Source organism: Marinobacter arenosus, from assembly GCF_019264345.1.
Taxonomy (GTDB): Bacteria; Pseudomonadota; Gammaproteobacteria; order Pseudomonadales; family Oleiphilaceae; genus Marinobacter; species Marinobacter arenosus.
Window position 1 is genome coordinate 1,900,441 of the sequence record NZ_JAHVAO010000001.1, and the last position, 15,706, is coordinate 1,916,146.

Genomic DNA, 15,706 nt, shown 5'->3' on the forward strand with positions numbered 1-15,706 from the left:
TTCCGGGGATGCGCGATCTCCCCCTCGAGTCAGTCAGGCCGGCTATTGCCGGCACCCAGGAACAACTGGTAGGCCTCATTGTCGGTCATGTTCTCGTACCGGAAACCCACCTTGTCCAGCATCTTCTCAAAGTCACGGACTTCGTCATCGTTCACCTGGGCGCCCAAAAGCACCCGGCTGTATGCCGCACCGTGGTTGCGGTAATGGAACATGGAAATGTTCCAGCGGGTCCCAAGTGACATCAGGAACTTCAACAGCGCGCCCGGGCGTTCCGGGAACTCGAACTGAAAGACCTTCTCGTTGGTGATGCTCGGGGCATGGCCACCGACCATATGGCGGATGTGCTGCTTCGCGAGGTCACTGTCGGTCAGATCGATGACACCATAGCCGGATTCCCGCAGGTCCTGAACCAGGTCTTCACGGCCGTGGCCACCGGCCTGGATCTGGATACCGACGAAAATCGTCGCCTCATCCCGATCCGCGTAACGGTAGTTGAACTCGGTGATGCTGCGTTTGTGCAGGGCATTGATGAACGTCTTGAACGCCCCGGGCTTCTCCGGAATGGTTACCGCCAGAATTGCCTCACGCTGCTCACCGATCTCGGTACGCTCGGACACATAACGCAGCCGGTCGAAGTTCATGTTGGCACCACTCAGGGTCGCCACCAGGTTTTCACCCTCGATCTGTTCACGCTGGATGTACTTCTTGATACCAGCAACCCCCAGGGCACCGGCAGGCTCTGCGATTGACCGGGTGTCCTCGAACACGTCCTTGATCGCGGCGCAGATTTCATCGGTGGAGACGGTGATCACCTCGTCAACGTGATCCTTGCAGATTTCCCACGGGTATTTGCCGATCTGCTTGACCGCCACACCATCGGCAAAGATGCCCACTTCGTCCAGAACCACGCGCTTGCCCGCCTTCATGGCGGCCTGCAGGCAATTGGAATCCTCCGGCTCGACACCGATGACCTTGATCTCGGGGCGCAGATACTTGATGTAAGCCGCCATGCCGGCAATCAGGCCACCGCCCCCCACACAGATAAAGATGGCGTGAATGGGCTGACTGAACTGCCACATGATTTCCATGGCCACGGTACCCTGGCCCGCAATCACGTCGGGATCGTCAAAGGGCGGTATGTAGGTGTAGCCATGCTTCTGGATCAGTTCCTGGGCGTGGGCTGCAGCTTCATCAAAAGCGTCGCCCCTGAGCACCACCTTGGCACCGTGGTCCCGCACCGAGCGTACTTTGATCTCCGGCGTGGTCTGCGGCATCACGATCACCGCCTTGATACCCAGCTTCTTGGCCGCCAGCGCCACGCCCTGGGCATGGTTGCCGGCGGACGCGCAAATCACGCCCTTGGCCTTCTGCTCCTCGGACAGTTGCGCAATCCGGTTGTACGCGCCGCGAATCTTGAAAGAGAACACCGGCTGAAGGTCTTCGCGCTTGAGCAGAATGTTATTGCCAAAACGCTTGGACAGACTGCGGGCTTCAGTCAGGGGTGTTTCGATGGCCACGTCATAGACGCGCGCATCGAGAATCTTCTTGATGTAGCGTTGCGGCATAGCGATTCCGGTTGTTGGTGGTTGGCTGGGAAAAACCCACAGTGTAGGAAGTTTGCACGGCAGCCGTCTATAAGCAGACCGCCCGGAAGAGCTATAATGGCGTGAAACTCATTCAGATTTGGACCCGGAGCCCCTCCATGACCTCCTCCATGACCCAGGACGAACTCAAAAAAGCCGTGGCAAAAGCCGCCGTTGACTACATCGCGCCGCGCCTCGACAGCGACAGCATCGTCGGCGTCGGGACGGGAAGCACCGCCAATTTCTTCATCGACATGCTGGCCGAGCTGAAAACCGAATTTGACGGCGCCGTTGCCAGCTCAGAGGCCACAGCGGAGCGCCTGAAAAGCCACGGCATCCCGGTGTATGATCTGAACAGCGCGGGCTCGCTGGAGTTCTACGTGGACGGAGCCGACGAAACCAATGAGCGACTGGAGCTGATCAAGGGCGGCGGCGCAGCACTGACCCGCGAGAAGATCGTGGCCGCGGTTGCAGAGACCTTCATCTGCATTGCCGACGAATCGAAGATGGTGGGCGTACTGGGCCGCTTTCCGCTGCCAGTGGAAGTCATCCCCATGGCGCGCAGCCACGTGGGCCGCGAAATCGTGAAACTCGGCGGCGACCCGGTCTACCGGGAGGGCGTTGTCACCGACAACGGCAACATCATTATTGACGTCCATAACCTGGACATCTCCCGCCCCATCGACATCGAAGGAAAGCTGAACAACATCGTTGGCGTGGTGACCAATGGCCTCTTCGCCCGTCGGCCTGCGGATCTTCTGTTACTGGGCACCAGCACCGGAGTCAACAGCATCCCCCGCCCGGGCGCCTGATTGGCCCCAGGGCCCGAGCCCGCACAGAAGCTGGCCTCCGGGCCGGCTTTTTTATTGTCCCAATGGAACAAAACCAAGCGCTTGCTTGGTGCTCAAAAGTGCGCAACACTGCTTCCCATGATTCCAGATCACAGGGAGCCCTACCGTGTCCGATTACTTCAACGACATCCACGAGCAAGCGCGCCTGAGCGCCCGAAAGTTCATCAATACCCACGTCCTGCCGCACATTGACGACTGGGAAGAGGCCGGCGAATTCCCGCGGGCGCTTTACCGGCTGGCGGGCGACGCGGGCCTGCTGGGCATCGGGTTCCCGGAATCGCTCGGCGGCACCGGCGAGGGCGACCTGTTCCTGCGCGTGGCCGTTTCAGAGGAGTTGATGCGTTCCACCTCTGGCGGTCTGGTGGCCAGCCTGGGGTCGCTCGACATCGGGCTGCCCCCTGTCGCCAAGTGGGCCAGGCCGGAAATCCGGGAACAGATCGTGCCGCCGGTTCTGCGGGGCGAGAAAATTGCCGCCCTGGCCGTCACCGAGCCCGGCGGCGGTTCCGATGTTGCCCATCTGAAAACCCGCGCCGTCCGGGACGGCGACCACTACATTGTCAATGGCAGCAAAACCTTCATCACCAGCGGGCTGCGCGCGGACCACTACACCGTGGCGGTGCGTACCGGCGGCGAGGGCCACAGCGGCATCAGCCTGTTGCTGATCGACCGTGACATGCCCGGCTTTTCAACCGGCAGGAAGCTGCGCAAGATGGGCTGGTGGGCCAGCGACACCGCGGAGCTGTTTTTTGAGGACTGCCGGGTTCCGGCCGACCGTTTGATCGGCGCGGAAAACGCCGGCTTCATGGCCATCATGAGCAACTTCCTGGCCGAGCGACTGAGCCTGTCGATCATGGCTTACATGACGGCGCAGCTGGCTTACGAAGCCGCCCTCGACTATGCCAACCAGCGCGAGGCTTTCGGCCGCAACCTCACCGGGTTCCAGGTGACCCGCCACAAGCTGGTGGACATGGCGACCCAGATCGATGTCGCCCGAGAGTACACCTACCGCTGTGCGGATCTGATGCAGGCGGGCAAGAATCCAATCAAGCAGGTCGCCATGGCAAAAAACTTCTCGGTCGAGGTCTGCGAGAAAGTCACCCGGGAGGCGGTACAGATCTTCGGGGGCATGGGCTACATGCGGGAATCGGTGGTCGAACGCCTGTATCGGGACGCCAAGATCCTGTCCATCGGAGGAGGCACCACGGAAATCATGAAGGAGCTGATCAGCAAACAGCTGAAGTTCTAGCCTGGCAGAGGCAAGACCAACGTTTAGTTTCGAACTGCAGGAGACTTCCGTATAATTGCGGCCACTTTTTAGCCGCAGTTAAACACACTATCTAAACGCACCTAGGAAGAGTCGACTATGCAATTCGCAAACATTCCGTCAGGCAAGAATCCGCCTGAAGACATCTACGTTGCCATCGAAATCCCGGCCAACAGCTCACCGGTCAAGTACGAACTGGACAAGGACATGGGTGCTCTGCTGGTCGACCGCTTCATGGCCACGCCCATGTTCTACCCGGCCAACTACGGGTTTATCCCCCACACCCTGGCCGACGACGGCGATCCACTGGACGTGCTGGTTGTCACTCCGTACCCGGTCCAGGCCGGCTCCGTGATCCGCTGCCGTCCGGTGGGCGTCCTGAACATGGAAGACGAAGCAGGCGGTGACGCCAAGCTGGTGGCGGTACCTCATGACAAGCTCACCACCACCTACCACGGTGTCAAGGAAGTGGACGACCTGCCCGAGCTGCTGCGCGACCAGATCCGGCACTTCTTCGAGAACTACAAGACGCTCGAGCCGGGCAAGTGGGTCAAGGTTCAGGGCTGGGATAACGCCGCTGCCGCCAAGAAGGCCATCGAAGACTCGATCAAGGCTTACAAGGGCTGATCACCCCGTCTTCGACGCACAAAAAACCGGGCAAACGCCCGGTTTTTTTGTACTTGCCTGCGCGCCCCGGTCAGCCCCGGGACAGCAAGTCCCGCATGTCACTGATGGCCGCGTTCGCCCGCGACAGATAGGCCGCCATGGTCAGTGAGTGGTTGGCCAACACCCCGAAACCGCTGCCGTTGAGCACCACCGGGCTCCACATCGAACCCTGGGCGCCTTCAAGCTCGATAATGACCTGCTTTACGCTGGCCATGGCATTCTTGTCCTGCAGCACCTTGCGGAAGTCCACTTCGATGGCGCGAAAGATGTGCAGCAGGGCCCAGGCGCTGCCGCGGGCCTCGTAGAAAACGTCGTCGATCTTGGTCCACGGCGTTTTGACATCAATTGAGCCGGTTTCCTCGTCCAGCGGATCGTCCTGGTTGACGTTGGCGACCGCATCAGACACCGACGCCTTGCCAACACTCTCCCCGAGGGTCCGTGACAGACTGCCCAGGCGGGTTTCCAGATCCGCCAGCCAGTTGCTCAGGTTATCGGCACGGGCAAAGAACTGGGCGTCGGCCTGCTCCGGATCCGACAGGCGATTGAGGTATCGCTTCAGCGCCTGAATGCCGCGACGATACTCGGCCTCTGTCGAGGGGATTGCCCAGCTGTTGCTGTCAAAATGAAACTGGGGCTCGGCGATGGTCAGGTCCCGATCCTCGGCGGATTGACTCTGGGACCGGCTGATATCCTTGCGCAAAGCACGGGACAGGTCCCGCAACTGCACCAGTACGCCGTACTCCCAGTTCGGCATGTTGTCCAGCCAGAGGCCCGGCGGGAAGATATCGTTGGAAATGTAGCCACCCGGCTTGTCCAGCAGGGTCTCGGCAATGCGAATGGTGGTCACCGTGGTAGCAAAGCCGGTAATCGGTTCCCGTTGCATGCTATTGGCCACGGAGCGCGTGTGCTCCCGAACCGAGAAGGCTTCCGGCTCGCTACTCCAGTACATGCCAAGGACGATGGTCACCAGCAGGTACACCACCAACACGACCAGAATGAACTTGCCAATCATTCCGCTGCCGCCGGCATAATCCTGAACGTCGTCTTTCTTGTCCCTGAAGTACTGTCTGAGTTTGCCTGGCATAGACTGTTATTCCCCTGTCGGTTAATGGTCAGCAGCAAATGGTCGACCAAGATGGTACCCCATGGCCCCGTCGATACCCAGTTTGGACACAACTGAATACTCCGCCGACGTTTCCACGCCGGTGGCGAATACCTTGACGCCCCGACTGTGTGCAATGGACACCACGGATTCCAGATAGAAACGGTTGTCGTCGTGAGTGTCTATATCGTGAATGAATGAGTTATCAATACGCAATGCCTGGACGCTCAGATTCCTGAGGTAGCTGAAAGGCACCCCACCAACACCGAAACGATCCACCAACACGGGCACTCCGAGGCGAAACAGCGCCCGCACCAGGAGTCCCACCGCAGTCCGATGATGGTGAATGGTGTGCTCGGAAATACCGATCCAGAGGTTGGCAGCTCGCGCGCCAGCCTCCTCCAGCATGGCCAGTATTTCCTTGCGGAAGGCCTCACTGGCCACAGACGCACTGCTCAGCGACACGGCCAGGGGCTCATCCGGCCGTTCAGCCAGTCGCATCAAGACCCGCTGAATCAACAATCGATCGATGTCCGAGATCAGGCCAAACCGCTCGGCCATGGGGATAAACGCACCGGCCTTGAGCGGCCCCTCGGGACCGTCGATGCGGGAAAACACCTGATGATAGACCGGCTGTGACTGTTGCTCACTGACCATCGGCTGCAACCAGAGCGTCAGGTTCTGCTCCCGGATCGCCTGACTGATGATCACCCGCCAGGTTTCCAGGTTGTGATGCCCCTCCTTCTCCGGCTCGGCACGATGACACCCGGTCTCCTCATCGGCCTGCGCCAACCGCAAAGCCTCGTCGGCCGCCGCCAGCAACTCGCGAATACCACGGCCCTCGCCGGTTGGTGCTACGCCGGCATGCACGGCCGTTTCCAGTGGCGCCGCAAGATCGGCGTAGACGCTGTCCAGCTCGATCACCAGGTCGTGACACCAGATGCCGGCATCCGCAGGCATCGCACCCGGCACGAAGATGGAAAACTCGGCACCGTTGCGGCGTCCGGCAAAGGAACCCACGTGCGCGGATACGAACCCGTTGATCACCACCGCAGCCCGCAGCAGCAGCCGGTCAGCCTCGCTACGACCGTAGGTCTGGTTATAAGTGGCAAAACCCCACAACTGGACCAGTATCAGAACCCCGGGTGCGGCCTTTTCCTCCGACTCCACCTCCACCTTCAGGCGCTGATCGAAGGCGCTGCGACTCGCCAGCCCGGTTACCGGATCCTCGTTATTCACACGTCGCAGGTGCTGAATCAGCTTCGCCTGTCCTTCGAACAGCTGGCCCAGGTCGTCCGCCATCTGATTCATGGCAGCGGTGACCTGATTGACTTCCCGGGTGGATTTGACGGTGACCCGCTGCCGGAAATTCCGGTTCCCAAGGGCCTGAGCCTGTCGTTCCAGGGCTCGCAGGGGCCGAAGGGTGCGTTTGAGCAGCAGGAACAGCGCGAACAGACCCACCCCGCCGATGATGGCCGTACTGGCAATCAGGCCGATGGTGATCCGCCACAGGTCCGTGTACGCCCGGCCCGGATTACTCACCACCTGCACCTTGCCCAACCGGCTCCAGCCCCGAACGACCTCGGCTTCCGCCACCGTCAGTTCAAGATCCGCAAACGCGCGAAACCAGGCCGGCACCGTGCTGTCAGACAACGTCATCTCCCGACCGGCCACCTCACGCCCCTGATGATCGAGGTAACGCACCGACAGATAGCGTCCGCTGTCGAACACGGCATCGATCAACGACGCCGAGGCCACCGGATCCCGGGCATCAATGGCGTTGGAGAGGGACAGTCCCACTGCGGTGGCGCCGTCCCTGGCATGGCCGGCCAGTTGCTCCGACACGTAATCGCGGAAATAGCCGTAGCTGGTGACAAACCCGACAGCAAGGACAAGGACCAGCAGCGATCCGGTAAACAGCAGCAGAATCGTCCGCAGTGTGGCTGCGCCAGACTGGGGTCGATCAATGCAGGTGTGCTTCCGGGCCATGGAAGGTTTCTCCGATTGACTGTGCGCCAGCCGGTCGGTGGATTGTGACTTGCACCGCAGAGTTGACAAACATTTACATGGAGCAACCTACGCCGACAACACTAAACACTATAGACTCTGGTTCAGGACTAAGGTGGAAAAATCGTCCAGACCGGGACGGGCGACCAATAATGCGAAAGAGACAGGCCAGAACACCATGAACGACGAAAGCCAGAAAGAAAAACTCAGGCAGCATTTCGCGCGACGTGTGACAACCCAGGCCCGGGTTGTTCTGGACACCTGGCAGAAAATCCATGAGGACAGGGGTCTTTCCAGCGCGCACCATGGTGAGTTCACCGCCGCCACCGACAAGCTGGTGCGTTACGCGCAGCGGTTTGAAATGGCCGGCCATGCCGACGCCGGCAAGAAGATCCTCGACTTGCTGGCGGAATGGCCAGCGGAGGCGCCCCTGGACGACGGCCTCGAGCGAAAGATTCAGGATGCGATCGAAGCGTTGTCCCGCAGCACCCTCCGGCGCACCGATCTCGACAGCTCCGAGGCGCCGCACCAGTTCCGGCGCACCCCGGTCTACATTGCCCTGGCGAACCCGGAAATGGCCAGCCGGCTGATCCGCCAGCTGGAATTTTTCGGCTTCCGGGCGTCCGCCTTCAACTCGGCCGAGGAACTGATTGAGGCCTGCGCCCTGCACAAACCCGAAACCATCCTCATGGATGTCAATTTCGGCGGCGCGGACAATGCCGGCCTTACCACCATCGAGCAGCTGCAGGAACGCCACGACACGCCCATCCCGATCATTTTCATGAGCGACGAGGATGGCACCATCGAGACCCGCCTGCGGGCCTCACGGTGCGGTGGCGAGGAATTTTTCTATCCGGCAGTCGATCCGGGCCAGCTGATTGAAAAGATCGAGACCTACACCCACGGCAACACGGTTGAACCCTACAAGGTGCTGGTCCTGGACGATTCCCGGGCCCAGGCCAAGTACATGGAAACGGTGCTCAAGAAGGCCGGCATGACCGCCCACATCATCACCGATCCCATGCAGATCATTCACGCGCTCGAGGAGTTCTCCCCCGAGATCATCATCCTCGACATGTACATGCCCGGCTGCACCGGCATGGAGATCGCCCGGGTAATCCGCCAGCAGGACCGCTTCCACAGTGTGCCCATCATTTACCTCTCCGCCGAAGAGGATGTGACCAAACAGCTGCACGCCATGAGCCTCGGTGGTGACGACTTCCTGACCAAGCCCATCGACCCCAAGCACCTCGTGGCCACCATCCACAACCGGGGGCGTCGGGCCCGCTCGCTGCTGGCGCTGATGATCCGTGACAGCCTGACCGGGCTTTACAATCACACCCACACACTGCACCTGCTGGATCAGGAGATTGTCCGGGCGAGACAGAAAGACCAGCCGCTGAGTTTTGCGATGATCGACATCGATTACTTCAAGAAGGTGAACGACACTTTTGGTCACCCGATTGGCGACCGGGTGTTGAGGAGTCTGTCGATGTTCCTGAAGCAGCGGCTGCGCAAGACCGACCACATCGGGCGCTATGGTGGCGAGGAATTCGCCATCATTCTCCCCAACACACGCCCCAGCGATGCCCGCAATGTCCTGAACGAGATTCGCGAGCGGTTCTGCGAACTCCACCAACCGGCGGGCGACCGGGAGTTCAACGTCACTTTCAGCTGCGGCGTTGCCGCCTGGCAGGGCGAATCGTCGCAGGCGCTCTGCGAGCGAGCTGATCGCGCGCTGTACGATTCCAAGAATGCCGGCCGGAACTGCGTCACCAGCGCCTCCGAGTAGCCCCATCCAAACGGCACTGCCCGTCCAAAAATCGGCTGCCCCAGCGGGGCAGGCCGCCCGGTTCGCCCTGAACGGTATGAAACCAACGTCTTATAGCGTTTGCCCCCACTGTTGACGACAATGATTGTCATCAGCGGAAAGCGTCCTTTTCGATGCAGTAGCCGTCTTTTTACGACCAATGGACAACACGAATGATTGTCAAAAAGTGTTGATCTGATTGAAACAAGCACGCACCATTATGTGAACGTGCTGTTATTTTCGGCGATCCTGTTAAAAAGACAAAAAGGCAGACTGAACCATGTCGACAATTCTCGTGCTCCATGGCCCGAACCTGAACATGCTCGGAACGCGCGAGCCTGAGGTCTACGGGTACGAGACTCTGGCCGACATCGACGACCGGCTCCGGCAGACCGCGGCGGAAAAAGGGCACCACTTGCTGCACCTGCAATCCAACGCCGAGTACGAGCTGATCGAGCGGGTTCACGAAGCCAGGGCGGAGGGCGTGGATTACCTCATCATCAATCCGGCGGCCTTCACGCACACCAGCATTGCGCTTAGGGATGCCGTACTGGCGTCCGGGATCCCCTTCATCGAGGTGCATCTTTCCAATGTCCATGCGCGGGAGCCCTTCCGCCATCATTCGTATTTTTCCGATATCGCCGAGGGCGTTATCTGTGGGCTGGGTAGCCAGGGGTACGACCTCGCTCTCCGGGCGGCCCTGCAACGCATTCACCGATAGACCAGACATAACGGGACTGGATTAACTATGGATATTCGCAAGATCAAGAAACTTATCGAGCTGCTCGAGGAATCCGATGTCGAGGAGCTGGAGATTCATGAAGGTGATGACTCGGTGCGCATTTCCCGGCGCCGCGAACAGGTCGCCGGCACCCAGTACGTGAGTCACTACCCGGCCCCGGCGCCGCAGTCTGCGCCGGCCCAGGAAGCCCACTCTGCTCCATCAAAGGAAGAGTCTGCACCGGCCGCGCCAAGCGGACATTCCGTGAAATCCCCGATGGTCGGCACCTTCTACCGCTCGCCGTCTCCCACTGCCAAGGCATTTGTGGAAGTCGGTCAGTCAGTGAAAGCCGGTGACGTTGTCTGCATCGTGGAAGCGATGAAGATGATGAACCAGATCGAGGCCGACAAGGACGGCACCGTCACTGAAATTCTGGTCGAAAACGGCCAGCCGGTGGAGTTTGATCAGCCTCTGATCGTCATTTCCTGAACTCGGTGATTGCTACTCATGGCCATGTTAGAAAAAGTTCTGATCGCAAACCGGGGTGAAATTGCCCTCCGGATCTTGCGCGCCTGCAAGGAGCTGGGCATCAAGACCGTCGCAGTGCATTCCCAGGTCGACCGTGACCTGATGCACGTCCGATTGGCAGACGAATCCGTCTGCATCGGCCCGAACAGCCCCCTGGACAGCTACCTCAACATTCCGACCATCATCAGCGCCGCCGAAGTGACCGACTCCGTGGGCATTCACCCCGGCTATGGTTTCCTCGCCGAGAACGCCGATTTCGCCGAGCAGGTGGAGAAAAGCGGCTTTCATTTCATCGGCCCCAGGGCTGAAACCATTCGCCTGATGGGCAACAAGGTTTCGGCCATCAACGCCATGATCCGCGCCGGTGTTCCCACCGTGCCTGGCTCCGATGGCCCGCTGACCGATGACGATGAGCGCACCCTGCGCATTGCCCGCGAGATCGGTTACCCGGTAATGATCAAGGCCGCCTCCGGTGGCGGTGGTCGCGGCATGCAGGTGGTGCATTCCGAAGCCGCCCTGCTGAAGGGCGTCCAGATTACCCAGAGTGAAGCCCGGAATGCGTTCGGCGACCCGACCGTGTACCTGGAAAAATTCCTGGAGCGACCGCGTCACGTGGAGGTTCAGGTACTCGCCGACATGCATGGCAACTGCATCCATCTGGGCGACCGCGACTGCTCCATGCAACGGCGGAACCAGAAAGTCATCGAGGAGGCTCCGGCTCCGAACGTGAACCCCGAAGCACGGGCCCGCACGCTCAAGGCCTGCGTCGATGCCTGCAAGGAAATCGGCTACGTGGGCGCCGGCACCTTCGAGTTCCTGTACCAGGACGGCGAGTTCTACTTCATCGAAATGAACACCCGTGTTCAGGTGGAGCATCCGGTGTCTGAAATGGTCACCGGCGTGGACATCGTACGCGAGCAGCTGCGCATCGCCAGCGGCCTGCCGCTCCAGTACAGCCAGGAGGACATTCGCATCTCCGGCCATGCCATCGAGTGTCGGATCAACGCCGAGGATCCCAAGACGTTCGCGCCCAGCCCCGGCAAGGTTAAGCATTTCCACGCCCCGGGCGGAAATGGCGTTCGCGTCGATTCCCACCTGTACAGTGGTTACACCGTGCCGCCCTTCTACGATTCCCTGGTGGCCAAGCTGATCACCTGGGGCGACGATCGGGAGATCGCCCGCCGGCGCATGAAGAACGCGCTGGACGAGCTGGTGGTCGAGGGCATCAAGACCAATCAGCCCCTGCATGCAAAACTGGTACGCGATGGTGGCTTCAAACAGGTAGACTTCACCATTCATTACCTTGAAAAACTGATGCGGGACTGACGTCCTGCATCACCACTGCAGGAACGCCTATGCCCTGGATACAACTTCAGATCCCGGCTGATCCGGACAATGCGGATCAGCTGGAGGATCTGCTCATGGAAATGGGCGCCGACGCCGTTTCCATGGAAGACGCCGCCGATCAGCCACTGTACGAACCGGATCCGGGCACAACCCCCTTGTGGAGCCAGACCACCGTCACCGGGCTGTTTCAGTCTGACCGGGACATCGACCAGCTGTGCGCGGATCTGCGCGATGCCTGGCATCAGGCAACCCAGCAGGCCCTGGCCGACATCGAGGTCACCCTGGTCGAGGACAAGGACTGGGAACGGGCCTGGATGGACGATTTCCACCCCCTGAAATTCGGCGAGCGTCTCTGGATCGTTCCCAGCTGGCACGCCGCGCCGGACCCGGACGCCGCCAATCTGATGCTGGATCCGGGCCTGGCTTTCGGCACCGGCACCCACCCGACCACCGCACTGTGCCTGGAATGGCTGGACGGCCAGGATGTCCGCAACCGCCAGGTGATCGACTATGGCTGCGGGTCGGGCATTCTCGGCCTGGCCGCCCTCCTGCTTGGCGCCGATCACGTGATTGGGGTTGATACCGACCCCCAGGCACTGGAAGCCAGCCGTGAAAATGCCCGGCGCAACGGCGTCGACGACAGCCGCCTCGATCTCTACCTGCCGGCCAACGAACCGGATACCAAGGCCGACGTCATGCTGGCCAACATCCTGGCACAACCCCTGATCGGCCTCGCACCGCATCTCGCCGCCCGGACCAAACCTGGCGGGGACCTGGTACTGTCGGGCATCCTGTCGCACCAGGCACGGGAGGTCATGGCCGCTTACGAGCCCTGGTTCGTGATGGACGAACCGGAACAGCGCGAAGAGTGGATCCGCCTCACAGGACGACGCCACGGTGGATGACGAACAAGGCCTTAACGACTAAACTCCGCACTCGTAGCCTAGTCGCTTTCAGGAACGACGCATGACCCAGAGCAGCCTGCAGACCCAATGCCCCAAATGCGAGACCCGGTTCCGGGTCACGGACGAACAGCTTGGTATCGCCAAGGGCAAGGTTCGCTGCGGCAACTGCATGGCGGTGTTCAACGCCATTGATCACCAGGTGCTGCCACGCACCAGCCAGCCCCAGACGCCGCCCAAACCGGCGTCTGCGGCCCCGGAACCGGGGGCAGGCAGCTCCGCGTCGAGCGGGTCTTTCGCATCCGAAGAAGACTTTGTCTTCGCCGACAACCCCGAGGAAGACGCCGCTGAGGGCCCGTACGCGGGCAGCAAGATGACGTTCTCCGATGATGAGCTGAGCGACAGTTTCCGCTCGGTCGATGGCCAGCGTCATTCGGATTTCCACGACACGGATGACGACTCTCCCCACCATGATGTGGATGAGAGCTGGGCCGAGGCCATTCTCGAAGACACCGATCAACCGTCATCCGCTCCCGGCAAGGCAGAGGCACCCCGCAAGGCGGAGATGCCTCGACGACCGGAGCCTCGCCCGGAACCAACCCCCCGACCCGCGTCCCAGCCCTCACCCCGGTCGCCAGAACCGTCACCGGAACCAGGACTGGAACTCGAGATGACGCCGGACGTTGAGACCGAACCGGTTCGGGCCATGACGGCGAGCAAACCGGGCGACGATTTCTCCGACACCTTTGCCGCCAGCGAACCCGATTTCGGGAGCGACAGCCGGAACGAACGGCTCGGCGAACCCATGGCGGCCACCATCCCGTTCGACGACCTTCGGCGGGAGCCGGTATCGGTGCGGGGCGGCGGCACCGGCAAGCTCCGCACCTTTGTCTGGACCCTGGTGGTTCTCGCCCTGATCGGTGTGCTGGTGGCCCAGGTTACCTGGTTCCAGTTCGACCGCCTGTCTGCCATTCCGGAACTGCGCCCCTTCTACGAGAGAGGTTGCGAGTTCGCTGGCTGCGAACTGGAGCCACTGATTAATGTCGATGCGATCCAGAGCCGTAAGCTGGTGGTGCGGACAGACCCGGAAAACCGGACTCAGCTGGTGGTGGATGCCGTGATCATCAACCGGGCCGCGTTCGAGCAACCTTTCCCGGCCATCGCCCTGACTTTTTCCAACCTGAACGGGGATGTGGTCGCCCAGAGCATCTTCACGCCGGACGAATACCTGGCCGGAGACGGACAGAATCTCGACATGATGCCCAAGGATACGCCGGTCCGGATCGCGATCGATATCCGTGACCCCGGCAAGGATGCGGTGAACTACAATCTCAATTTCCGCCCCTACACGCCCTGAAATGGTAAGCGAGTATTTACTCGACAGTGAACGCCGACCGCCACCAAACAGAACAAAAGTCAACCAGAAAGCACGAAAAATAATCAGTTTTTTCGTGATCAAGCCCCTTCAATCACGACTCCCCCGACGGTATCATTAGCGCCCTTCGGATACTGGATCGATTACTTATTGAACAATCGATTGGTACCGACTCTTGCATCACCCGCTGTGACACGGACTCAGATCATGCTGCCGACGGCAAAAATCGGGCCGTACACCTTGCCCAATCCGCTCATTGTTGCGCCCATGGCCGGCGTAACGGACCGCCCTTTCCGGCTGTTGTGCCGCCGAATGGGAGCGGGCCTTGCGGTATCGGAAATGGTCATAGCGGACAGCAAGCTCTGGCATACGCGCAAATCCCAGACTCGCCTGAACCATGAGGGGGAGCCGGAACCTCGTTCAGTGCAGATTGCCGGCGGTGATCCCGAGATGCTGGCCGATGCCGCACGCCAGAATGCCGACTTCGGTGCCCAGATCATCGACATAAACATGGGATGCCCGGCAAAGAAGGTGTGCAACAAGGCTGCGGGATCCGCCCTGATGAAGGATGAAGGCCTGGTCCGCGAGATTCTGAACGCGGTGGTGGCCGCCGTCGATATCCCGGTCACGTTGAAAATGCGTACCGGCTGGGATGCCGACAACCGGAACGCGGCTGTGATCGCCCGGATGGCGGAGGATGCCGGCATCCAGGCCCTGGCCATCCACGGGCGCACCCGTGCGGACAAGTACAACGGCAACGCCGAGTACGACACCATTGCCGACGTCAAATCCCGGGTCCGGATTCCGGTGTTCGCCAATGGCGACATCAGCTCCCCGGAGAAGGCACAGCAGGTGCTGAAGCATACGGGCGCCGATGGCCTGCTGATCGGCCGGGGAGCCCAGGGGCGCCCCTGGATTTTCCGGGAAATTCTCCACTACCTGGAGACCGGAAGCCATCTGCCGGAACCGCCTCTGGACGAGGTGGAACAGATCCTGATCGAACATCTGGCCGCCCTGCACAGCTTCTATGGCGAGAAAATGGGTGTGCGTATCGCCAGAAAACACGTGGGCTGGTACCTGCAGTCCCACGACCAGAACAAACAGTTCCGTAACCGCTTCAACGCGATCGACGATGCGTTGGAGCAGACAGACAGTATTCAACAGTACTTTGCAGGCTTACGAAATGGAGAGGTATTCGCAGCATGACCGCTGAGACTTTGGCAAACGACAATCTAAGCACCCCGGCCAGCGAGGATATTCATCAGCTTCAGACGGTGAATGGCAATGGCAACAGCGTTACCCTGCGCGACAGCGTCGAGGTTGCCCTGAAAAACTACTTCGCGCAGCTCGATGGCGCGCCCGTGACCGAGGTGTACCAACTGGTACTGTCCGAGGTGGAAGCACCGCTGCTGGAGCAGGTGATGAAATACACCCGCAACAACCAGACCAAGGCCTCGACCATGCTCGGCCTCAATCGTGGCACCCTGCGCAAGAAGCTGAAGCAGTACGGTCTGCTATAATCCAGACACCCTGACATGATAAGGGCCTCC

The 15,706-nt window shown here is 60.6% G+C and carries 14 protein-coding genes; 11 read left to right on the forward strand and 3 right to left on the reverse strand.

Annotated elements, in window-relative coordinates; genetic code table 11:
- Window positions 1–29: 29 nt before the first annotated feature.
- Complete coding sequence (gene ilvA, locus KXD86_RS08855; protein WP_218635666.1) at window positions 30–1,565, reverse strand: threonine ammonia-lyase, biosynthetic; 1,536 nt, start codon at window positions 1,563–1,565, stop codon at window positions 30–32.
- Window positions 1,566–1,714: 149 nt separating this feature from the next.
- On the opposite strand from ilvA, the gene rpiA reads away from it, so the two are divergent.
- The 3 genes from rpiA to ppa all read left to right on the forward strand — a co-directional run bounded on the left by rpiA (window position 1,715) and on the right by ppa (window position 4,325).
- Window positions 1,715–2,395, forward strand: a complete 681-nt coding sequence (gene rpiA, locus KXD86_RS08860; RefSeq protein ID WP_218636780.1) for a ribose-5-phosphate isomerase RpiA — start codon at window positions 1,715–1,717, stop codon at window positions 2,393–2,395.
- Between the two features lie 145 nt (window positions 2,396–2,540).
- Window positions 2,541–3,680 (forward strand): acyl-CoA dehydrogenase family protein, encoded by a 1,140-nt coding sequence (locus KXD86_RS08865; RefSeq protein WP_218635667.1) that lies wholly within the window; start codon window positions 2,541–2,543, stop codon window positions 3,678–3,680.
- Window positions 3,681–3,797: 117 nt separating this feature from the next.
- Window positions 3,798–4,325, forward strand: coding sequence for an inorganic diphosphatase (gene ppa, locus KXD86_RS08870; protein ID WP_218635668.1), 528 nt, complete (start codon window positions 3,798–3,800; stop codon window positions 4,323–4,325).
- Window positions 4,326–4,395: 70 nt separating this feature from the next.
- On the opposite strand, the gene KXD86_RS08875 is transcribed toward ppa, so the two are convergent.
- Window positions 4,396–5,448 (reverse strand): DUF2333 family protein, encoded by a 1,053-nt coding sequence (locus tag KXD86_RS08875; protein ID WP_218635669.1) that lies wholly within the window; start codon window positions 5,446–5,448, stop codon window positions 4,396–4,398.
- A 21-nt stretch (window positions 5,449–5,469) separates the two neighbouring features.
- The gene (locus KXD86_RS08880; RefSeq protein WP_218635670.1) at window positions 5,470–7,455 is read right to left on the reverse strand and encodes a bifunctional diguanylate cyclase/phosphodiesterase; all 1,986 of its coding nucleotides are present in this window, start codon (window positions 7,453–7,455) and stop codon (window positions 5,470–5,472) included.
- Between the two features lie 196 nt (window positions 7,456–7,651).
- Between KXD86_RS08880 and KXD86_RS08885 the strand changes: the two genes are divergently transcribed.
- From KXD86_RS08885 to fis, 8 genes are all read left to right on the forward strand, one after another.
- Window positions 7,652–9,265 carry a diguanylate cyclase gene (locus KXD86_RS08885; protein ID WP_218635671.1) on the forward strand — a complete coding sequence of 538 codons (1,614 nt, stop codon included), beginning with the start codon at window positions 7,652–7,654 and terminating at the stop codon, window positions 9,263–9,265.
- A gap of 298 nt (window positions 9,266–9,563) precedes the next feature.
- Complete coding sequence (gene aroQ / locus KXD86_RS08890) at window positions 9,564–10,004, forward strand: type II 3-dehydroquinate dehydratase (protein ID WP_218635672.1); 441 nt, start codon at window positions 9,564–9,566, stop codon at window positions 10,002–10,004.
- 27 nt (window positions 10,005–10,031) lie between these two features.
- On the forward strand, window positions 10,032–10,493 hold the full coding sequence (gene accB / locus KXD86_RS08895; protein ID WP_218635673.1) for an acetyl-CoA carboxylase biotin carboxyl carrier protein: 462 nt from the start codon (window positions 10,032–10,034) through the stop codon (window positions 10,491–10,493).
- A gap of 18 nt (window positions 10,494–10,511) precedes the next feature.
- Window positions 10,512–11,858, forward strand: a complete 1,347-nt coding sequence (accC, locus tag KXD86_RS08900) for an acetyl-CoA carboxylase biotin carboxylase subunit (protein ID WP_218635674.1) — start codon at window positions 10,512–10,514, stop codon at window positions 11,856–11,858.
- Between the two features lie 29 nt (window positions 11,859–11,887).
- Window positions 11,888–12,784 carry a 50S ribosomal protein L11 methyltransferase gene (gene prmA, locus KXD86_RS08905; protein WP_218635675.1) on the forward strand — a complete coding sequence of 299 codons (897 nt, stop codon included), beginning with the start codon at window positions 11,888–11,890 and terminating at the stop codon, window positions 12,782–12,784.
- 61 nt (window positions 12,785–12,845) lie between these two features.
- Window positions 12,846–14,138, forward strand: coding sequence for a DUF3426 domain-containing protein (locus KXD86_RS08910; protein WP_218635676.1), 1,293 nt, complete (start codon window positions 12,846–12,848; stop codon window positions 14,136–14,138).
- Between the two features lie 225 nt (window positions 14,139–14,363).
- Complete coding sequence (dusB, locus tag KXD86_RS08915; protein ID WP_218635677.1) at window positions 14,364–15,362, forward strand: tRNA dihydrouridine synthase DusB; 999 nt, start codon at window positions 14,364–14,366, stop codon at window positions 15,360–15,362.
- Window positions 15,359–15,676, forward strand: a complete 318-nt coding sequence (fis, locus tag KXD86_RS08920; RefSeq protein ID WP_218635678.1) for a DNA-binding transcriptional regulator Fis — start codon at window positions 15,359–15,361, stop codon at window positions 15,674–15,676. Before dusB ends, fis begins: the two co-directional genes overlap by 4 nt.
- Window positions 15,677–15,706 lie beyond the last annotated feature (30 nt).